At 56.3% G+C, this 21225-nt stretch carries 19 protein-coding genes; 8 read left to right on the top strand and 11 right to left on the bottom strand.

Going from position 1 to position 21225, the window contains the following annotated elements; all coding sequences use genetic code 11:
* The coding region (locus BLO51_RS09045) for a helix-turn-helix domain-containing protein (protein ID WP_167670142.1) at positions 1–71 on the bottom strand (71 nt) is incomplete at its 3' end.
* A 138-nt stretch (positions 72–209) separates the two neighbouring features.
* On the opposite strand from BLO51_RS09045, the gene BLO51_RS09040 reads away from it, so the two are divergent.
* Positions 210–1133 carry a LysR family transcriptional regulator gene (locus BLO51_RS09040; RefSeq protein ID WP_090670051.1) on the top strand — a complete coding sequence of 308 codons (924 nt, stop codon included), beginning with the start codon at positions 210–212 and terminating at the stop codon, positions 1131–1133.
* A 35-nt stretch (positions 1134–1168) separates the two neighbouring features.
* Here the strand turns inward: BLO51_RS09040 and BLO51_RS09035 are convergent, their stop codons facing one another.
* Positions 1169–1966: a carbon-nitrogen family hydrolase gene (locus BLO51_RS09035; RefSeq protein ID WP_090670048.1), complete on the bottom strand. Its 798-nt coding sequence runs from the start codon at positions 1964–1966 to the stop codon at positions 1169–1171.
* A 405-nt stretch (positions 1967–2371) separates the two neighbouring features.
* Here BLO51_RS09035 and BLO51_RS09030 point away from each other — a divergent pair, with 405 nt between their 5' ends.
* The 7 genes from BLO51_RS09030 (at position 2372) to mtnB (ending at position 9899) form a co-directional block, all read left to right on the top strand.
* Positions 2372–3583, top strand: a complete 1212-nt coding sequence (locus tag BLO51_RS09030; RefSeq protein WP_090670045.1) for a pyridoxal phosphate-dependent aminotransferase — start codon at positions 2372–2374, stop codon at positions 3581–3583.
* A gap of 340 nt (positions 3584–3923) precedes the next feature.
* Positions 3924–5057 (top strand): glutamate 5-kinase, encoded by a 1134-nt coding sequence (gene proB / locus BLO51_RS09025; RefSeq protein WP_090670042.1) that lies wholly within the window; start codon positions 3924–3926, stop codon positions 5055–5057.
* 67 nt (positions 5058–5124) lie between these two features.
* Positions 5125–6372 carry a glutamate-5-semialdehyde dehydrogenase gene (locus tag BLO51_RS09020; RefSeq protein WP_090670071.1) on the top strand — a complete coding sequence of 416 codons (1248 nt, stop codon included), beginning with the start codon at positions 5125–5127 and terminating at the stop codon, positions 6370–6372.
* A gap of 47 nt (positions 6373–6419) precedes the next feature.
* Positions 6420–7286 (top strand): pyrroline-5-carboxylate reductase, encoded by an 867-nt coding sequence (proC, locus tag BLO51_RS09015; protein ID WP_090670039.1) that lies wholly within the window; start codon positions 6420–6422, stop codon positions 7284–7286.
* 15 nt (positions 7287–7301) lie between these two features.
* Positions 7302–8600, top strand: a complete 1299-nt coding sequence (locus BLO51_RS09010) for a 2,3-diketo-5-methylthiopentyl-1-phosphate enolase (RefSeq protein WP_090670035.1) — start codon at positions 7302–7304, stop codon at positions 8598–8600.
* Positions 8597–9265, top strand: coding sequence for a 2-hydroxy-3-keto-5-methylthiopentenyl-1-phosphate phosphatase (locus tag BLO51_RS09005; RefSeq protein WP_090670032.1), 669 nt, complete (start codon positions 8597–8599; stop codon positions 9263–9265). The genes BLO51_RS09010 and BLO51_RS09005 overlap by 4 nt, the downstream gene beginning before the upstream one ends.
* Positions 9255–9899 carry a methylthioribulose 1-phosphate dehydratase gene (gene mtnB / locus BLO51_RS09000; RefSeq protein WP_090670030.1) on the top strand — a complete coding sequence of 215 codons (645 nt, stop codon included), beginning with the start codon at positions 9255–9257 and terminating at the stop codon, positions 9897–9899. Before BLO51_RS09005 ends, mtnB begins: the two co-directional genes overlap by 11 nt.
* A 128-nt stretch (positions 9900–10027) precedes the next feature.
* On the opposite strand, the gene BLO51_RS08995 is transcribed toward mtnB, so the two are convergent.
* The 9 genes from BLO51_RS08995 to BLO51_RS08955 form a co-directional block, all read right to left on the bottom strand.
* Positions 10028–10912, bottom strand: a complete 885-nt coding sequence (locus BLO51_RS08995) for an ABC transporter permease (protein WP_090670027.1) — start codon at positions 10910–10912, stop codon at positions 10028–10030.
* On the bottom strand, positions 10909–11874 hold the full coding sequence (locus BLO51_RS08990; protein ID WP_090670025.1) for an ABC transporter ATP-binding protein: 966 nt from the start codon (positions 11872–11874) through the stop codon (positions 10909–10911). Before BLO51_RS08990 ends, BLO51_RS08995 begins: the two co-directional genes overlap by 4 nt.
* Positions 11871–12995, bottom strand: coding sequence for a hypothetical protein (locus tag BLO51_RS08985; RefSeq protein WP_090670022.1), 1125 nt, complete (start codon positions 12993–12995; stop codon positions 11871–11873). The genes BLO51_RS08990 and BLO51_RS08985 overlap by 4 nt, the downstream gene beginning before the upstream one ends.
* Before the next feature lie 14 nt (positions 12996–13009).
* Complete coding sequence (locus tag BLO51_RS08980; RefSeq protein ID WP_090670019.1) at positions 13010–13528, bottom strand: sigma-70 family RNA polymerase sigma factor; 519 nt, start codon at positions 13526–13528, stop codon at positions 13010–13012.
* 136 nt (positions 13529–13664) lie between these two features.
* The gene (gene pyrE, locus BLO51_RS08975) at positions 13665–14324 is read right to left on the bottom strand and encodes an orotate phosphoribosyltransferase (RefSeq protein WP_090670017.1); all 660 of its coding nucleotides are present in this window, start codon (positions 14322–14324) and stop codon (positions 13665–13667) included.
* Positions 14325–14381: 57 nt separating this feature from the next.
* Complete coding sequence (gene pyrF / locus BLO51_RS08970; protein ID WP_281180334.1) at positions 14382–15104, bottom strand: orotidine-5'-phosphate decarboxylase; 723 nt, start codon at positions 15102–15104, stop codon at positions 14382–14384.
* A 117-nt stretch (positions 15105–15221) separates the two neighbouring features.
* Positions 15222–18437, bottom strand: a complete 3216-nt coding sequence (carB, locus tag BLO51_RS08965; protein WP_090670014.1) for a carbamoyl-phosphate synthase large subunit — start codon at positions 18435–18437, stop codon at positions 15222–15224.
* Positions 18424–19599 carry a glutamine-hydrolyzing carbamoyl-phosphate synthase small subunit gene (carA, locus tag BLO51_RS08960; RefSeq protein WP_090670010.1) on the bottom strand — a complete coding sequence of 392 codons (1176 nt, stop codon included), beginning with the start codon at positions 19597–19599 and terminating at the stop codon, positions 18424–18426. Before carA ends, carB begins: the two co-directional genes overlap by 14 nt.
* A gap of 296 nt (positions 19600–19895) precedes the next feature.
* Entirely contained in the window at positions 19896–21179 is a 1284-nt protein-coding gene (locus BLO51_RS08955) for a dihydroorotase (RefSeq protein WP_090670007.1), read from the bottom strand.
* Between the last annotated feature and the right edge of the window lie 46 nt (positions 21180–21225).

Genomic DNA, 21225 nt, shown 5'->3' with positions numbered 1-21225 from the left:
ATCTGATGGATCAGCGTCGTTTGCTCCTCCGTAGGGTAGATGCGAAAGCGAAAAGCTTTATGATGCAACATGCGAGACTTATCTCCTTTGGTGATTTCATGACCATTATAGCACATATGTTCGCATTCATATACAAGAGATGCTGATTCATCTCCCCCTTATCGAAGAGGGAGTCTTCTCAACCTTAACGATAAAAGGAGCCGAGCCGCATGGAACTGCGCCAGCTGCAATACGCTTTGCAAATCGCCATTGAAAAGAATTTTTCCCGCGCAGCCGAAAAACTGCATATCGCCCAGCCGTCGCTCAGCCAGCAGCTTTCCAAGCTGGAGAAGGAGCTCGGCGTGCTTTTGTTTCAACGGACGACCAACTCGGTGGAAGTCACCTATGCCGGTACCCGCTTTGTAGAAAAAGCGCAAAAAATTCTCGACATGGTCGAGCAGTTAAAACAAGAAATGGAAGACATTTCCCAAATGCGCAAAGGCAAGCTTGTCGTGGGCAGCCTCCCGATTACAGGCGCGCATGTGCTGCCCCTCGTCCTGCCCGTCTTCCAGGAGCGCTACCCGGAAATCGATATTGTGCTCGTCGAAGAGACAACCTCGAACCTCGAACAATTAACGGCGAGCGGGCAAGCCGACATTAGCCTGCTTTCCCTGCCCCTGATCGATGACTCACTTGACTACGAGCCGGTCATTGAGGAAGAAATCGTACTAGCCGTCCCGCCGCAGCATCCGCTGGCCGCGCGTCTGACCGAGGGAGCAAACAAAACGGTCAATATTGCGGAACTGCAGGAGGAGCCGTTCATCGCGCTTAAAAGAGGCCAGGGCTTCCGTCAAATCGCGATCCAATTGTGCAACGACGCCGGATTTACGCCGAACATCGTGTTCGAGAGCAGCAATATCGAGACGGTCCAGTCGCTCGTCGCGGCGGGGATGGGCATTGCCTTCATCCCGCATATGCTGCTGAGGGGACGGAACGAGCTGGCGCCCGCGTACCTGCAGCTGTCCAACCGGCCGACCCGTACGCTCGTGATCGCCCATCGCAAGGGGCGTTATTTATCGAAGGCGGTCGCCGCGTTTATGGAGACGTTCCGCAAGGTGATGGAAGCCGAACGCGCAAAAAACCGGCCGGAATAATCCGAGCCGGTTTTCGCGTGCCGTTTTTGCTTTTTTTAATACAAGGAAGGGCGTCTGTCTTCAAATACCGGAATTTTGCCGCGCACGGCAGGCACCTGGCTAAGGTCGACGGCTGCGCGAACGATCGTTTCCGCTTCTCCCCCTTCGGCTAGCACCTCGCCCCACGGATCAATGACCATCGAATGACCGAAAAACTCCGTCGTCCCGCTCACGCCTACACGGTTGCAGGAGACGACGAACATCTGATTCTCGATCGCCCGCGCCATCAGCAGCGTGCGCCAGTGATGCAGCCGCGGGTTCGGCCATTCGGCCGGAACGAATAAAATTTGTGCGCCGCCAAGCGCGAGCTTTCGCGCAAGCTCCGGAAAGCGGATGTCGTAGCAGATCATCATGCCGGCCGGAATACCGTCCAGTTGAAGCTCGCCCGCACGTTCTCCGCTTTGCAGAAACTTCTCCTCATCCATGAGCCGGAACAAATGAATTTTCGAGTAGTCTCCTGCACGGTTTCCTTGCCGGTCATATGCGAATATCGTATTGTAGACGCCGTCGTCCCGCTTCTCCGCGATCGAACCGCCGATGATGTTCACGCCGTGCTTTCGGCTAAACGCCGCCAGCAGCGCCTCGGTTCGCTCTCCGTAATGGTCCGCCAGCTCCTGAATCCGATCCAACGCGTAGCCGGTGTTCCACATCTCCGGGAAGACAATCACATCCGGCTTCGTATCGTGAGCGACCGCTTCATGCAGAAGGCTCTCCAGCTTTGCGAAGTTGCGTTCGGGCTCTCCTATCGCGATGTCCATCTGCAGCAGAGCAAAATTCCATCGTTGCCCAGCCATCTAACCTTCCCCCTCACCCGTCTCGAAATTCCGAACGCAGCGGCCCACTTGGGGAAACTGCGCCGTTTCTTCCTATTATCATAGAGCAACGGAAGCGGAACTTCAACGCGCCCGCGCAAACAATATCGTCCAGCGTACCGTTCCTCGGCGGGCTCATTCATTTCATAGCCCGAGTCCGCTACAATGGCATCCGCCAAATCCTGAAAGCTCCGCACATGATAAGCTATGAAAAACGTTTCCCTCGACAGTTAAACGGATGATTCGACGAAATAGACCCGTATACACGCACCGTTTTTCATGTTACATTATTCCTATCCGCTCAGGTTATTAACTATATTCCGATAAGAACACAAAGAATTAATTGTAAGGCAACACATTTGAAACCAAACAAATGGAGTGACATAGATGAAGACCAATAACCCGACGAAAGCAGCCGTCAGCACTTTTCCTATGATTCCGGCTGAACGGCTGCAAGAGCTGCCTACCCAATTTTTTGCCACGCTTGTGCGCAAAGCCAATGTCCAAATTGCCGCAGGACACGACGTAATCAATCTGGGACAAGGGAATCCTGATCGACCGACCCCGCCGCACATCGTCAAGGCGCTGCAGCAAGCGGCGGAAAATCCGCAGTACCACCGCTACCCTCCGTTCAACGGCTACTTGTTTTTAAAAGAGGCCGCCGCCCAACGATACCGGGAAGATTACGGCGTCGAGCTCGACCCGGAGACGGAAGTGGCGGTTTTGTTCGGCGGTAAAACCGGTCTTGTGGAAATCGCCCAATGCCTGCTCAATCCCGGTGACGTCTGCCTGGTGCCTAACCCGGGATACCCGGATTATTGGTCCGGCGTCGCCCTGGCCGGCGCCCGGATGGCCTTCATGCCGCTTCTGGAATCGAACGGGTTCCTGCCGGATTACAGTGCGCTTTCGGCCGATGACGTGAATCGGGCGAAGCTGCTGTTCATCAACTATCCGAACAATCCGACGGCGGTTTCGGCTCCGGCTTCCTTCTATGAGGAGACGATTGCTTTTGCGGCAAAGCACGGCATTGTCGTGGCCAGCGACTTCGCTTACGGAGCCATCGGCTTCGACGGACAGAAGCCAGTCAGCTTTCTACAGCTGCCGGGCGCCAAGGAGGTCGGCGTCGAATTTTACACTTTGTCCAAAACGTACAACATGGCCGGCTGGCGGGTCGGCTTCTGCCTCGGCAACCGCGAAATCGTGCGGATGATCAACTTGATTCAGGATCATTACTACTGCAGCTTGTTCGGAGGCATCCAAGAGGCGGCGGCCATCGCGTTGACCGGCCCACAGGATAGCGTTCACGAGCTCGTGCAGATGTACCAGAGCCGCAGAGACACCCTGTTCGGGGCTTTGGACCGGATCGGCTGGCAAGCGTCGCGTTCGCAAGGCTCTTTCTTCACTTGGCTGCCTGTGCCGAAGGGTTATACGTCGGAGTCGTTCTCCGACATGCTGCTCGAGAAGGCCAAGATCGTCGTCGCTCCCGGAGTCGGCTTCGGCGACCACGGCGAAGGCTACGTGCGCCTCGGCTTGCTCAGCACGGAAGAGCGGCTCCGCGAAGCGGTTGACCGAATCGACGCCCTTCGTCTGTTCGGCTGATCGCCTTTACAAACCTCCCCCCCTCATGCTATGCTAATGAAAAGCAAAACGTATTGATGGGAATAGTAGGAAAGCCCCTGCACGATCAGAGAGTAAATTCCACCGGCTGCGAGAATTTACCGTGGAGCCTTGCCGAACCCGCCCCTGAACGGCCAGCGACGAGCTGGACGGCTTTCCCTGTCGTTACAAGGGACTGAAGCAGGATGAGTTGGTCGTCAATTCATCAAGTAAGGTGGTACCGCGGAAGTAGAGGCTTTCGTCCTTAAAGGACGGGGCCTTTTTGCGTTTTCCGCATCTGCCCGGGGCGGCAGCCAGATCAGTCATGGAAAGAGTGATTCCTATGCAGCAAACGATCGTAGTGAAAATCGGCAGCAGTTCGCTAACGTCCGACGAAGGCGGATTGAACCGGGCAAAAATCGCATTTTTCGCCGCAGAGCTGGCGGCGCTTCACCGTCAAGGCTTTCCCGTGCTCCTCGTGACCTCGGGAGCCGTGGCAGCCGGCTTTCGGGAGCTGGGGTACGCGTCCCGTCCCAAGCTGCTGCACGAGAAGCAGGCCTCCGCTTCCGTCGGGCAGGCGCTGCTGATGCAAGCATACCAAGCGGCATTCTCGGGGCAAAGCGTAGGCGTAGGGCAAATTTTGCTGACCCGCTCCGACTTCTCCAACCGCAAGCGAATCCATAACGCGCAGATGACGATTGAAGAGCTGCTGCGCCGCGGAATGCTGCCGATTATTAACGAAAACGATACGGTCTCGGTCGACGAGCTGAAATTCGGCGACAATGATACGCTTTCCGCCCTCGTAGCCAATCTGGTCCGGGCGCAAAGGCTGGTCATCCTAACCGATACGGACGGATTGTACACCGAAGACCCGCGCAAAAACGCGGACGCCAAACGGATCGAACGCGTGCTGGAAATCGACGAAAACATTTCCCGGATCGCCGGGGGCTCCGGCTCTATGGTCGGCACCGGCGGCATGCGCTCCAAAATCGAGGCTGCTCGAATCGCAATGCGCGGCGGTGTGCCGGTGTTCGTCGGGCGCGTCACGGAGCCCGGCGACCTGATGCTGGCCGTGGAAGGAACCGGGAAAGGCACTTATTTCGATACGGCGGAGCATAATTTACCGATGAAAAAGCAGTGGCTCGGCTTCCACTCCCAGCCGCAGGGCTCGGTCTATGTGGACGAAGGCGCGGAGCTGGCGCTCGTCGTGGGAGGCAAAAGCTTGCTGCCCGCGGGCGTCAAGGAAGTGACTGGGGAGTTCCATCCCGGCGATGTCATCGAAGTGCTCGGCCCGGATGGGGAAACGATCGGGCGCGGCGTCGTCAATTACGCCTCCTGGCAGCTTCAGGCTGTTGCCGGTCTTAGTACGGAGGAAGTGCAGAAGCGGATCGAGGTGCCGCGCATCGAAGTCATACACCGCGACGAATGGATTACCCTCGCATCGACGGCTAAAGCAAAGGATGCTGCCGAAACCTAAGCAAGTACGACCTTAAACGACGCTCCGAAGGAGGAAGTTGAACATGACAACGGATCAAGCTCTAAACCTGAGCGAAGTGGTGCAAAAAGCGAAGCTAGCCAAGCAAGCCGCGCCGAAGCTCGGTTTACTCGGCACCGAGCAAAAGAACGACGCGCTGCTGTGCATGGCGAACGCCCTCGTAGCGGAGGCCGAATCGATTATCGCCGCCAACGCGGAGGATCTACAGCGCGGGCGTGAGAGCGGCATCAGCACGTCGCTGCTTGACCGGCTGGCCCTGAACCGCCAGCGGATCGAAGCGATGGCTGACGGACTGCGGCAGGTCGTCGTTTTGCCCGATCCGATCGGCGATACGCTGGAGACGTTCGACCGCCCGAACGGCCTGCAAATCCGCAAAGTCCGCGTGCCGCTCGGCGTCATCGGCATCATCTACGAAGCGCGTCCGAACGTTACCGTGGATGCGGCCGGACTCTGCCTGAAAACCGGCAACGCCGTCGTGCTGCGAGGCGGTTCCTCGGCGCTTCATTCCAATAAGCGGATCGTCGAGGTACTGCACGATGCGCTGAAAACGACCGACGTTCCGGCGGACGCGTTGCAGCTCGTCATGGACCCGAGCCGCGCATCGGTGGACGAAATGCTCAAGCTGAACGGCCTGCTCGATGTGCTTATTCCGCGCGGCGGCGCTTCTTTGATTCAAAATGTCGTCAAAAACGCAACCGTGCCGGTGATCGAGACCGGAGCCGGCATTTGCCATACCTATATCGACGCCAGCGCACAGCCGGACATGGCGCTGAAGATCGCCATCAACGCGAAAGTGCAGCGGCCTTCAGTATGCAACTCGATGGAAACGCTGCTGGTGCAGCGCGATTTTGCGGAGCGGCATCTGGCGAACATCGCCGAGCTATTCGTACAGCAAATGGTCGAGCTGCGGGGCGATGCGGAAGCGCAGCGGCTCGCGCCGGCGGTGAAAGCAGCCTCGGAAGCCGACTGGGATACGGAATACAACGATTATATTTTGAACGTTCGCGTCGTGAACGGGCTGGACGAGGCGCTGGCGCACATACGCCGCCACGGAACGATGCATTCGGAATGCATCGTGACGGAAGACGCGGCGAACGCTGCACGCTTCCTGCAGGAGGTCGATGCAGCCGCCGTGTATCATAACGCCTCCACCCGTTTCACGGACGGCTTCGAATTCGGCTTCGGCGCCGAAATCGGCATCAGCACGCAAAAGCTGCACGCTCGCGGTCCTATGGGCTTGCCGGCGCTGACGTCGAGCAAATACTGCATTATCGGAAACGGGCAAATTCGCGGTTAACCCAGAAGATCGTATACACTTTATGGATATCGAAAGGAGCAGCCAATATGTCACAGATTTTATCCAAAAACATCACGTTCGTCGGCGCCGGCTCCATGGCAGAAGCGATCATCCGGGGGCTCGTCTCTGAGGCGGGTATGGAAACGGGACAACTTGTAGCTGTTAACCGGTCGAATGAAGCCCGTCTGCAACAATTGAACAAGCAATACGGTATTCGTTATGCCGCCGGTGCTGCCGAGCGAAACGAAGCCATCAGTTCCGCCGATATCGTCGTACTGGCCTTTAAGCCGAGCGACGCCGCTCAAGGCATACTCGACTTGAAGCCGGTGCTCCGCAAAGAACAGCTGCTCGTATCCGTGATTGCCGGACTTTCCATCGAGACGATGGAGGCGATTCTTGGCAGCCCCGGCTGGGCCATCGTCCGCACGATGCCTAATACGTCCAGCACGATCGGGCTTGGCGCGACCGGGCTCAGTTTTTCCGTTGGCGTCTCCGACGCGCAGCGGCAGCTTGGTGAAGAAATGTTCCGCTCCATCGGCATCGTATCGATCGTCGAGGAGCCGCTTCTGGAGACGATTGTCAGTTTGTCCGGCTGCGGCCCGGCTTACATTTATTATATGATGGAAGCGATGATCGAGAGCGGAATGAATGGCGGGTTGACGCATGAAGAGGCCAAACGTCTGACCGTGCAAACGGTCTTGGGCGCGGCCCGCATGGTCGAGCTGAGCGGAGAAGAGCCGGCTGAGCTGCGCCGCAAGGTGACGTCTCCGAACGGCGCTACGCATGCAGCTATCGAGACGATGTACAACTGCGGCTTCACCGATGCGATCTCCAAAGGGATGCGCCGCGCCGCGGAACGCTCCGCCGAAATGGGCGCGGCCATCAGCGCTTCCATCGCTTCCCATACCAAGTAAAGAAGGTGTAAGTTTGTGAGTCTTGCTATATCCTCAGCGTATTGCGTAGCCACCTACCGTTGCTACGACGAGAAAGCCGATTTTCATAAAAAAGCGACCGGCATCGCCGTCGGTCTAACCGTCGGAAGCTGGACCGAGCTGCCGGAAGCGCGCAAGGCGGAAATGGAAAAACATCTAGGCCGCGTCGTCAGCGTGGACGTACACGAACCGTCTGCGGGCGACCCCGCTTCCGCAAGATATGCCGATATTCGTATCGCTTATCCAGATATTAATTTCAGCCGCGATATCCCTGCTCTGCTCGTCACGGTTTTCGGGAAGCTGTCGATGGACGGCCGGATCAAGCTGATCGACCTGGCATTCTCCGAGTCGTTCCTGTCAGCCTTTCCAGGACCTCGCTTCGGCATCGAGGGCGTGCGCAAGCTGCTTGGCGTTCACGACCGTCCGCTGCTCATGAGCATTTTCAAATCAGTGATCGGCCACGATCTGCCTTCGCTGCGGGAGCAGTTCTATCAGCAGGCGCTCGGTGGTGTCGATCTGATCAAGGACGACGAAATTTTGTTTGAAAATCCGCTGACTCCGATCGAGAAGCGGGTTGAGCTGTGTATGCAGGCGGCGGCCGAAGCCGAGCGGGAAACCGGCCAGAAGCTGCTGTACGCGGCCAATTTGACCGGACCGACCTTCGGGCTCGTCGAACAGGCCAAAAAAGCGATCAACGCCGGAGCCAACGCGCTGCTGTTCAATGTGCTCGCCTATGGCTTCGACGCTCTCAGCGAGCTAAGCCGTCACCCTGATGTCAACGTGCCGCTGATGGCCCATCCGTCGCTTGCCGGAGCCTTGTATCCGTCGCCGTATCACGGCATCGCCGCGAACGTGCTGCTTGGCAAGCTCATGCGGCTTGCCGGGGCCGATCTGGTGCTGTTCCCTTCGCCGTACGGTTCTGTCGTCATGCCGAAGGAAGAGAACATGGCGATCAAGGAAGCGCTGCTGACAACCGAAACTGCCGATTATATTTACAGCGGGGACGGCGCGACAGCGTCCGCAAACGGACAAGTTCCGCTCGCAGCGAGCTTCCCGGTTCCTTCGGCCGGCATTCATCCCGGACTTGTGCCGCTCATCTTGCGGGATTTTAACGGAGAAGTGGTCATCAATGCCGGAGGCGGAGTACATGGCCATCCTATGGGCGCTGCGGCTGGCGGACGGGCCTTCCGGCAGGCGATCGACGGCTGCCAGGCGGGCATTCCGCTGCAAGATTATGCCGCGGACGGGCATCCGGAGCTGCAAGCGGCAATTGACTCTTGGGGGATCAAAGAATGAGCAAGCAGCGGGTTATTTTTTGCGACTTCGACGGGACGATTACTGTCAACGACAATATCGTGGCGATTATGAAGCATTTTCAGCCTGAGGGCTGGGATACCTTGGTTAATCAAGTTATTTCCAAGGAAATTACGATTCGGGAAGGCGTCGGACGCATGTTTGCGCTGCTTCCGACCTCCCGTCGGCAGGAAGTCATCGATTACGCGATCGGCAACGTGACGATTCGCAGCGGGTTTCGCGAGCTGCTGGATTACAGCAAACAGGAGGACATCCTCTTCCTGGTGACGAGCGGCGGAATCGACTTTTTCGTCTATCCCGTCCTGTCGTCGTTTGCGATTCCGAAGGAGAACATCTATTGCAACGCGAGCGACTTCAGCGGCACACATATTCACATTTTTTGGCCGCATTCGTGCGATGCCGAATGCGACAACGACTGCGGCATGTGCAAAACGAGAATCATTCGCTCCTACCCGCGGGAGACGTACGAGCGCATTATGATCGGTGACAGCGTCACCGATTTTGCCGGGGCCAAGCTGGCCGATACGGTATTCGCCCGCTCCCATCTGATCGAGCTGTGCCAGGAGCTTGGGTTGAATTATTATCCTTTTGAAGATTTTCACGACGTGATCAAGCGGCTAGAGGAGATGAAAGTGCGTGAGCTTTAACGCAATTCGTTTGGAAGAGAAGCAGCAGGCGTTCGCCGAGCTGCGGGAGATTAAAACTTTGCTGGCCGCACGCGGCTGGTTTCCAGGAACAAGCGGCAACCTGTCGATCCGGACAGGGGAATTTTCTCCCGAGCAGTTTGCGTTTGCCATTACGGCGAGCGGTAAGGACAAATCGGTCAATACGCCGTCAGACTATTTGCTGGTCGACCAGTCGGGCCAACCGATCGAAACGACCGGTCTGAAGCCGTCCGCGGAAACATTGATTCATTGCGAGATTTACCGTTTGACGGGCTGCGGCGCTATTTTTCATGTGCACACCGTTTTCAATAACCTCGTCTCCGAGCTGTATGCGGAACGAGGCAGCGTGCCAGTGGACGGCGTCGAGTTGATCAAGGCTTTCAATATATGGGAAGAGGAAGCGCACATCGATATCCCGATTCTGCCCAACTATGCGGAAATTCCGCGGATTGCCGAATTGGTCGAAGGCGCGATCGTGCCGCGTATTCCCGGCATTCTGCTGCGCAAGCACGGCATTTACGCTTGGGGCGCCAATGCCTTCGAAGCGAAGCGGCACCTCGAAGCGTTCGAGTTTTTGTTCGAGTACGCCTATCGCTGGGCCCTGCTGAAGAAGTAAACCTTCCCCTATTTGCGGCCACAATATTCGTGCGCCCTCAACTGAACCGTACAAAAGCCCGTCTACCCGCTCATCGCAAAACAAGCGATGAATGGCGCAGACGGGCTTTTTTGGGGGGCGCGTACAGATCATAAGTCTTTTCTCCGAAACGACCATAAGCCGAGCAGCAGCATTATAAGCATATATCCGGCACTGTACATTAGAAAGGCGTTTGACGGCACTTGGCCGACACCGAAAATACTGAAAAGACTTTTAAGATTGACCAGTCCTTGAAGCTCATTCACAGCAAACAGCTCCGCTTGCATCCGGTTTTGCAGTGAATCGGCCGGCATGACAATCGACATGATTCCTGCGATGGTCAGCAGCGGCTTAATGGCTATATTTTGCTCGATTTGGATCGAGCCTGCCACTTTTTCGATCATGCCCCCGAGCCATCCCGCCCCGTAGAGCATCGTCATCAACACGCCGTTCCCCGTGGAGGAAAAATGGCAAGAGCCCAGCATCGATAAAGATACAAGCAGCGGCACAACGAAAATAAACAAAGCGGACGAACGCATTAGCGACACGATATCTCCGGGAATACCGGCATGAGCCCAAGATACCAGCAGAATCGATATAAAAAGCAGCGCCGCATAACCGATTCCCCAACTGACAAATCCGATCCATCGACCCATATACCAGGATAAACGGGATAATGGCCGAGTCATTAACGCCTGCAGTACCCCCTGCTCGGCTTCCCCTGCAATCACGGAGAACGAGCTAAAAATGGATAAAAAAGCAATGACGAACGAACCGAAAAAAAAGCCGACCGACAAGATCATCGTGCTACGTTCGTAAACGGCAATTATATATTGCATGTCCGACGGATTATAGGTGCCGTCATGCAAGCTTGCACCGATGGTTTTGGCAACAAACCAGAAGGCGAACAAGAAAATAACGGTCATCAGCAGTGTCAGCAGCATGACCCGCTTGCGCAGCAGTTCCTTCCAAGTCGAGCCGATGATGGTGATCATTCACGTTCCCCCCTGTGGCTCCGTCCGGCAACGGAGCTGACGAACCATTCGTCCAGCTTCGTTTTTGCTTTCTTTACTTCGTACAGCGTCATCCCCTGCTCAATGACAAGCGAGTTCAACCAGCCGATCTGCTCTTCATCCTCCAGCTCCGCTTCCAGCCAGACCGCGTCTTCTTCCACTGCCGTCCCTTCCCTATGGGCAAGAAGACGCACGGTCAAGCCCGAAGCTTCCTGAAGCCATGCCAGCAAAAACGGCGCAAACCCGCCGACACGAAGGTGCCAGCGGGATGTCTCGTGCAGCACGTCGGCTACGGTGCCAACCTGCAGAATTTGACCGTTATTCAGCAACGCGACGCGGTCGCACAGCAGCTCCACGTCCTCCAACAGGTGCGAGTTGAGAAAAATCGTTTTACCCCGCGCCTTCATCAGCCGGAGCAATTCTCGTACGTCTCTGCGGCCCAAGGGATCAAGCGCAGAGGCCGGCTCGTCCAAAAAAACGATGGGCGGGTCACTCACCAGAGCGCAAGCCAATCCAAGCCGCTGCTGCATTCCTTTGGAGTACCTCTTCACCCGGTCTTTGCCTCGCAGCCCGAGCCCGACGAGGTCGAGCAGTTCCGGTATACGCCGCTTCGCCTCGGAAGCTTCAACCCCGCATAGCCGGGCATGGAGCCAAATCACTTCTTCGCCACTGAGCCATTCCTGATACCAGTACAACTCCGGCAAGTAGCCAAAATGCCTTCTTGCTTCCAACGAGCCGATCGGAAGGCCGAAAATCGCACCATGGCCCTGCGTCGGCCGAATCAAGCCGACGAGCATTTTCACAAAGGTGCTCTTGCCCGCCCCGTTCGGGCCGAGGAAGCCAAAGGCTTCCCCTTCCCCTACGGTAATCGTAATGCTGCGGCAGCCGCGGCCGTTGCCGTAATCTTTCGTCAGCTCATGCGCTGTAATGGCTTGTCTGGTCAAGGGCCGATCAGCTCCTTCACTTTGCCAAGCAGCGCTTCGCGATCGGTGAAATAGGCGCTATTTAGCTCAAAGAATTGACCTTGATTTATCCACAAGGCAGAGTACTTCTGTCCCTTGTCCGTAGATTCCGTCATGATCAGCACATCCGTGCTTCCCACTTTGACCTTCTCGGTAGGCCGATTCGTGATAATAGGCAGCGGCACGTTTCCGGTCGTAAGCAGATCCACGTTCTGCAAGCTGTCCTTCAAATGATCCGGCAGCAGCGGGAATTGCAAAACAGCTTGCAGCGCTTCAGCCACCGGAATCGACGGATCGACGGATACGACAGGGATCGGCTGTTGTTCCAGGAAGTAGTTGCCGTTGCCGTTGCCGTTTTTCACATTCATGTTGACCGTCTCACCCGTTTCAAGCGTAATCGGTTTACCATCAATGGATTTAGGCAGCGTCTGCTTTGCCCCAAGTCTGGACATTGCCTTGTTCACTTCGTCAACGTTTAACTTGAACGTTATCGTCTTGGAAGGGCTAATGTAAACCTCCTGCTCTACGGGGTGGTCCTTCGGAATGACGATGCTGCGCCCCAAAACCTCGGAAGCTTTGTTGGCTATGATAATTCCGTCTATTTTGCCGGCCGTATTCGTGAATGTGCCAAGTTTGTTGATGTTCTCTTTCGTTTGCCCGTCGTTAAAAGCGCTGTTCAATAACATCCGGAGTTCGTTTTCCTGAACAACCGTCATTTCCTGCATTCGAAATTTATTCAATATGGAAGCCAACGCTTCGTTACCGATTGGCGTGTTAAGGAAAGCGGCCAGTACCAGCACTACGGCCACAGCAGCCACCCTCTTGCTCCGTCTTCTGATCCAACGGACGAACGGATGAGCTATAGGCGTCTCCGCCGTTGTCCTGTCCGGTTCCAAAACAGGCAACGGACGATTATCGGATATAGCGATCGATTGTAACGATTCTGTATCCCCGGCTTCTGCCGTCGACGGTTTGATATTATCGGCTTCTTTCGCCCACTGCTCCCAACGGAGCGACTTCGGTTCCGAAGCAAGCCGCTGCTGGAGCTTCTCCCAAGCGGCATTCGTAGGATCGGAATTTTTTCTCACAAATGACTCAGTCATATGCCGTGGCCCTCCTATTCAACTTGAGTTTGCAATTCCGCATGCCGTTTCAATCGGGCGGTCGCTCGGTGGATAAGCGTGCCTACAAGCGGTGTGCGAATTTGAAGCTTCTCGGCGATCTCAGCATAGCTGTAGCCTGAGAAGCGAAGCAGCAGCGCCTGCCGGTCCCGTTCCGAAAGCTGGTCCAGCCATCCGCGCAATTCCTCGTGCTCAAACTGCTCCAATACCGTCTCCTCGTTCGACTTGCCTTCCTGCTCCGTTACCCGCAGATGAAGCTCCTGCTTCTCTTGAAGCGCCCGTTCGCGGGCACGCTTTGACATATGATCGTAGGCAATCCGGGTCAATACCCGATGAAGCCAAGCGCCGACCAACTGTGGATTGTCCGGCGGATTGCGGTATAGACGCAGGAATACTTCCTGTGCCAAATCCTCGGCGGCTGCCTCGTCGCGGACCAGCGCGATTAATTTTCGGCGCACCGACGGGTAATGCTTATAAAATATATGACGGAAATAATCGGAATCCGGATGTTCCAATGTGATGTTCTCCTTTCAGCTGCAGCTATACATAAGACAGGAATCAGCCTTATATTGTATCACCCGGTAAAAAAAGAAAAGCATCCGAGCCCTTCCCTTTACCGTAGCGGAAGAATTCGAATGCCAAAAATTCTTTTTAGGCTTTGCCGTATTCGCTCGGATTTTCACGCCATGCCTTCAACGCCTGCAAATCCTGTTCCTGAATGCTGCCGTTCTGAAAAGAGACGTCAAGCAGTACCGAGTAATTCGTCAGCGTCTCAAAAGGAATGCCTGATCCGGCAAAGGCTTCTCGCGCCTTCTCAAACTGATACGAGAAGATGCCGAGCACCCCAAGAGCCTGCGCCCCGGCTTCATTGACGGCCAAGGCCACCTTAAGCGAGCTGCCGCCCGTCGAGATCAAATCCTCGATGACCACCGTCTTCTGACCGGGCTTAATCAAGCCTTCGATCAGGTTTTCCTTCCCGTGACCCTTTGCCTTGTCGCGTACGTAAACCATCGGCAAACCGAGCTTCTGGGCTACCCAAGCCGCATGCGGAATGCCTCCGGTTGCCGCTCCCGCAATGACTTCGGCATCCGGGAAATTGTCGCGGATAAGCGTAACGAAGCCTTCGGCGATCCGTTCGCGAATCTCGGGAAACGAAATGGTGAGCCGGTTGTCGCAATAGATCGGCGATTTCAGGCCGGACGTCCAAGTAAACGGCTGCTGCGGACGAAGCGCCACGGCGCCGATCGCGAGCAGGTCGGCGGCTATTTGCCCGGCCAGCTCCGGATTTATACGAATCGATGGGGGTGTCATTCAAGTTCATCTCCTTAAAAGGGTGTCTTATCTAAATAATGAACCTTCGCACGCTGGTTAAACGGAGGCGATAATCGCTTCCAGCGCCGCTCTCGGGTCCGGCGCGGCTGTGATTGGACGGCCAATGACAATATAGTCCGTCCCTTGAGCAAACGCCTGTTCCGGCGTCATGACGCGGGATTGGTCACCGATGTCCGCTCCTGCAGGTCGGATGCCCGGCGTTACGGTCACAAAGCCGCTTCCGCACGTCTCTTTAATTCGAACGACCTCCAGCGGAGAGGCTACCACACCGTGAAGACCGGCGGCTTGCGTCAATCGGGCATACCGGAACACCGCATCCTCTACCGTACCTTCGATGCCGATTTCTTCGTTCATGACCGCCTGGCTTGTGCTGGTAAGCTGCGTAACGCCGATGACGATCGGCTTCGAAGCGGCTGCGCCTTGAAGCGCTTTGTCCACGCCTTCCATCGCCGCCTCCATCATCTGCTTTCCGCCCGCTACGTGCATATTGAACATGTCTACGCCAAGCTTCGTGATGCTTTCCGCGCCGCCCTTGACGGTATTCGGAATATCGTGCATTTTGAGATCGAGAAAGACGTTATAGCCTTTTTCTTTAAGCATTTGTACGAATGCCGGACCAGCGCTGTAAAACAGCTGCATTCCCACCTTCAAATAACACGGAATGCCTTCCAGCGACCGGACCAGCGACTCCGCCTGCTTCGCCTCGGCGTAATCGAGCGCGACCATGATGCGCTTCGCCGCCGCTAAGTTGGTAGACACAAGTTACCGCCCCTTTTCTTTAAAATCGGATAAATCTGACCGCTCGTAGAAGGCCTAATCAAGGGATTAGCACAGCATTTCCGCAAGGAGCGGAACGCTGTGCTAATGCAATGGTTGTTATGCGTGATTCGCGGGCATGGCCGTGGATTGGAAGTAGATGGACTCCAACACGTGCAGCAGCGCGCTAACCGTATCCAGCGAGGTCATGCAGACGATGCCGTTCTCCACCGCTTCGCGGCGAATCCGGAAGCCGTCACGTTCCGGCGTCTTGCCTTTCGTTAGCGTGTTGACGACGAAGTGCGCTTCGCCGTTGCGGATCAGGTCGAGGATGTTCGGCGAGCCTTCGCTCAGCTTGTTGACGCGGGTCACTTGAAGACCGGCGTCCTCCAAGGCCTGTGCCGTTCCGCCCGTAGCGACGATGCGATAGCCCAGTCTATCGAAGCCGCGGAAGATTTCCATCGCTTCCTCTTTGTCTTTATCGGCAATCGTAGCGATGATCGCGCCTGTCGGCGGAATTTTCATGCCGGAGCCGATCAGGCCTTTATACAGCGCTTTGGCAAACGTTTTGTCGCGGCCCATCACTTCGCCCGTCGATTTCATCTCCGGTCCGAGCGTCGTATCGACACGGCGCAGCTTCGCGAAGGAGAAGACCGGCACTTTGACGGATACGAACTCGTCTTCCGGCCACAAGCCCGTTTGGTAACCCATATCGGCCAGCTTTTCGCCCATAATGACACGGGTTGCAGCGTTGGCCATCGGAATTTTCGTCACTTTGCTAAGGAAAGGAACCGTACGCGAGGAGCGCGGGTTGACTTCGATCACATACACTTCGTCTTGATAGATGACGAACTGGATGTTGACGAGACCGACGACCTGCAGCCCTCTGGCGATTCTAGTCGTAATGTCGATAATTTTTTGTTTCAGCTCGGCGGATACCGTCTGCGGCGGATATACCGCGATGGAGTCGCCGGAGTGAACGCCGGCCCGCTCTACGTGCTCCATAATGCCCGGGATCAGTACCGTTTCTTTATCGCAGATCGCATCGACTTCGACTTCTTTGCCGAGCATGTAACGGTCGATGAGAACCGGATGCTCCGGATTGATTTTGACCGCGTATTCCATGTAGCTGAGCAATTCTTCGTCGGAGTAGACGATTTCCATTGCACGGCCGCCAAGGACATACGACGGACGAACAAGCACCGGATACCCGAAGCGGGAGGCCATGCCGACAGCCTCGTCCACCGAGGTGACCGTACCACCCGGCGGCTGTGCGATGTCAATCTGACGCAGCAGCGCTTCGAATTTTTTGCGGTCTTCAGCCGCGTCGATGTTCTCCAAATCCGTGCCAAGGATGCGCACGCCTGCCTTCGTAAGCGGTGCAGCCAGGTTGATCGCCGTTTGTCCGCCGAATTGGACAATAACGCCGATCGGCTGCTCGCGTTCGATGACGTTCATGACGTCCTCGAAGAACAGCGGCTCGAAGTACAGCCGGTCCGATGTATTAAAGTCCGTAGACACCGTCTCCGGGTTGTTGTTAATAATAACGGCTTCATAGCCGGCCTTTTGGATCGCCCATACCGCATGCACGGTCGAGTAGTCGAACTCGATCCCTTGACCGATCCGGATCGGACCGGAGCCGAGCACGACGACCTTTTGCTTCGTCGTTTCCTTGACTTCGTCTTCCGTCTCGTAGGTCGAGTAGTAGTAAGGCGTCGTCGCTTCGAACTCCGCGGCGCAGGTGTCAACCATTTTGTAGACCGGCTTCAATCCCAAGCCGATCCGATATGCGCGAACGTCGGCTTCCTGCGTCAAGCTCAGCCCTTTGTCGGCTTGACGGCGCAGCTCGGCAATGGCGCGGTCGGTGAAGCCTTTGCGCTTCGCTTCGCGGAGCAGCTCTTCGCTCAGCTCCGGCTGCAGCAGCTCGGCTTCGAAGGCAATCAAGCCTTCCAGCTTGTGCAGGAACCACCAGTCCACCTTGGTCAAGTCCTGCAATTGCTGTACGCTGTATCCGCGGCGGAGCGCTTCGGCGATCAGGAAGATCCGCTCGTCGTCAGGCTTCACAAGCCGCAGCTCAAGTGTTTCTTGATCCAGCGTCTCCGCCTCTTTCAAGTACAGACGGTGCACGCCGATTTCAAGGGAGCGGACCGCTTTTTGAATCGACTCCTCGAACGTGCGGCCGATGGCCATGACCTCGCCCGTCGCTTTCATTTGTGTGCCAAGCTTGCGGTTTGCCGCCGTAAATTTATCGAACGGCCAGCGCGGAATTTTGGATACGATATAGTCCAGCGTCGGCTCGAAACAAGCGTAAGTCTGACCCGTTACCGGGTTGACGATTTCGTCGAGCGTATAGCCGATCGCGATTTTGGCTGCCATTTTGGCAATCGGGTAGCCGGTTGCCTTGGAAGCGAGCGCCGACGAGCGGCTAACCCGCGGATTCACTTCGATGACGTAATATTGATAGCTGTGCGGGTCCAGCGCAAACTGCACGTTGCATCCGCCTTCGATGTTCAAGGCGCGGATGATTTTGAGCGATGCGGAACGCAGCATTTGGTATTCCCGGTCCGACAGCGTCTGGCTCGGCGCTACGACGATGCTGTCGCCCGTATGAACGCCAACCGGATCGAAGTTTTCCATGTTACACACGACGATGCAGTTGTCGTTCGCGTCGCGCATCACTTCGTACTCGACTTCTTTCATGCCGGCGATGCTTTTCTCGATCAGACATTGGCCGATCGGGCTGTAGCGAATACCGGAGGAAACAGTTTCCAGGAGCTCTTCCTCGGTGGCGCAGATACCGCCGCCCGTGCCGCCCAGCGTGTACGCGGGACGTACGATAATCGGGTAGCCGATTTCATTCGCAAAATCGAGCGCTTCCTGCACCGTCGTGACGATCGTGCTCTCCGGTACCGGCTGTTCCAATTCGCGCATCAGATCACGGAACAAATCGCGGTCTTCCGCTTTCTCGATTGCCGTCAGCTGAGTACCGAGCAGCTTCACGTTCTCCCGCTCCAGCACGCCGGCGCGCGCCAGTTCAACCGCCATATTGAGGCCGGTCTGTCCCCCGAGGGTCGGCAGCAAGCCGTCCGGACGCTCTTGGCGGATGATTTGGCTGACGAAGTCGAGCGTAATCGGCTCGATATATACTTTATCGGCCATGTTCGTATCGGTCATGATCGTCGCCGGATTGCTGTTGATCAGAACGACCTCGAAGCCTTCTTCTTTCAGAGCTTGGCAAGCTTGCGTACCTGCATAATCGAATTCCGCTGCTTGTCCGATGACGATCGGACCGGAGCCGATCACGAGAATTTTTTTGATGTTATTATTTTTCGGCATAGTGGAGCTCCCCTTTCGATGCGGATACGGCCGTGCTGCCCGCTTTGTATGCCGCTGCGATCTGCGCCTGACGCGGAAGCTGCGGGTTGTTTTGCTTATGGTCGCGGATCAGCTGCAGGAAGTCATCGAACAAGTAGCTCGAATCGAACGGTCCCGGCGCTGCTTCCGGGTGATACTGAACGGAAAAAGCCGGATATTTTTTGTGGCGCAGCCCTTCGATCGTCTTGTCGTTGTTGTTGATATGAGTCACTTCCAAATCTGTGCCGGCGATCGACTCTTCTTTTACGGTGTAGCCATGGTTTTGCGATGTGATGTAGCAACGGCCCGTAATCAAGTCTTTTACCGGGTGGTTGCCGCCGCGATGGCCGAATTTCAGCTTTTCCGTATCGGCGCCACCCGCCAAAGCGAACAATTGATGCCCGAGGCAGATGCCGAAGATCGGGAATTCGCCGAGCAGCTCGGCAATCATTTTTGCCGCATGCGGCACGTCTTTCGGGTCCCCGGGGCCGTTGGACAGCAGAATGCCGTCCGGCGCCAGCCGGCGGACTTGGTCCGCGGTCGTGTCCTGCGGAACGACGACGACGTCGCAGCCGCGCTTGGTCAAGTCGCGCAGAATGCCGCTCTTGGAGCCGAAATCGACGAGAACGACGCGCTCTTTCGTGCCCGGTGCGCTGAACACACTTTTTGTAGATACGCGGGACACTTGATCGGTCATAAGCGGCGATGCTTTAAGCTGCTCCAGCAGCTCTTCCACACGCTTTTCGGAGGTGGTCAGAATGCCTTTCATGACGCCGTGGTGACGGATGCGGCGAGTCAGCATCCGGGTATCGATGCCGCTGATGCCGATAATGCCGTATTCTTTAAGCAAGCTGTCCAGCGAGTACTCGGCTCTCCAGTTGCTAGGCACCATTTCGTGCTCGCGAACGACGAATCCGTGAATGAACGGGCGGATCGATTCGAAATCGTCGCGCGTGATGCCGTAGTTTCCGATCAGCGGATACGTCATAGTTACGATTTGGCCGCAGTAGGACGGATCGGACAATACCTCCTGGTATCCTGTAATGCCTGTATTGAACACGACTTCGCCAACCGAGTCGCCTGTGCTTCCGAATGCTTTGCCGGTAAACAGCGTACCGTCTTCCAACAACAATCTTGCCTGCATCTGCTGTCATCTCCCTATGTGGTATTTTAATCCCCCTAAATCCCCCTTTTCAAAGGGGGACCCCAAGGGCGCTGCCCCTGGACCCCTCAAGTTGTCGCACAAGGGGGTACGTAGCTTTGAAGGAGCTGCGACGGGGGATCGCGTTTGTCCGGCCGGCCGGACACGCTTTACGGTGCTGCGCGCAGCGGTGTGCGACCCAATCAAGCTGTTCTTTCAACTTCTATAAATAAGGAACTCTGTTCCTTTATTTTTCCTAACTGTAGATTCCCCTCTTGGCGAACGTCTACTCGCTTTTCCTACTCGGACCAGACGACGTTGCCGCCGACGATGGTTAAGGTCGGCCAGCCTTTCAAGCTCCAGCCGGTGAACGGCGTGTTGCGTCCCTTGGAGAGGAATTCTGCCGGGTTGACCTTCTTCTCCGTTTCGAGGTCGATCAGCGTCAGGTCGGCGGCTTTGCCAACCTCGATCGTTCCCCAAGGAAGTCCGAACACTTGCGCCGGCAGCTTGGTCATTTTATCGAGCAGAAACTCCAGCGTCCATTGGCCCGTTGCGACGAACTTCGTGTACAAGAGCGGGAAGGCCGTCTCGAAGCCGACGATACCGAACGGGGCAAGCTGCATGCCGCGCGCTTTCTCTTCCTCGCTGTGCGGAGCATGGTCGGTGACCACGATGTCGATCGTACCGTCGACAAGACCCTCGATGCAGGCCTGCACATCGAGCGGTGTGCGCAGCGGCGGGTTCATTTTCCAGTTCGCATCCATCCCCGGAATGTCTTCGTCGGACAGCAGCAGGTGGTGCGGGCACACTTCGGCAGTTACTTTGATGCCGATCTGCTTCGCTTGACGGATCAGGCGAACCGACTGCTCCGTGCTGACGTGGCACACATGGTAGTGTACCCCTGTCGCTTCAGCCAGCAAAATGTCACGGCCGACGTGAATCGCTTCGGATTCGTTCGGGATTCCTTTGAGTCCGTGCTTGCGAGCGAACGCTCCTTCGCTAACGGCTGCTCCTTCGACCAGCGTGTTGTCCTCGCAGTGCGCAATAATCGGCATCCCGATCGACGCCGCTTTGGCCATCGCATCCTTCATCATTTGTGCACTTTGCACGCCGACCCCGTCATCCGTGTAGCCGATGACTCCAGCTTCCTTCAAAGCATCGAAGTCCGTGAGCTCGCGGCCGAGCTCGTTTTTCGTGATGCAGCCGTAAGGCAGCACGCGCACGATCCCTTCGGTTTGAGCCTTGTTCAGTACGTATTGGACCGTTTCTACCGTATCGATGACAGGCCGCGTATTCGGCATGCAGGCGATCGTTGTGAAACCGCCGCGCGCCGCGGAACGGGCACCCGACGCGATATCTTCCTTATATTCGAAGCCCGGTTCGCGCAGATGCACGTGCATGTCGATAAGTCCGGGGGCCAGCAGCTTGCCTTGGGCGTCGATGACCGTATGTCCGGCCGTATCCGGCAAAGCCTCCCCTGCATCGACGATTTGCTCGATGCGCTCACCATTCGCGAACACGTGCTTTTTCGTCACTTCATTGCCCCCAGCCGCCAGGCTGGCATTCAGTATCCAAATTCCCATGGGAACCTCCGCTTCGTTTCATCTTAGTAGTAGGTCAGGATTCGGT

The organism is Paenibacillus tianmuensis (genome assembly GCF_900100345.1).
GTDB lineage: Bacteria > Bacillota > Bacilli > Paenibacillales > NBRC-103111 > Paenibacillus_G > Paenibacillus_G tianmuensis.
This window is presented reverse-complemented; position numbering and strand designations above follow the sequence as displayed.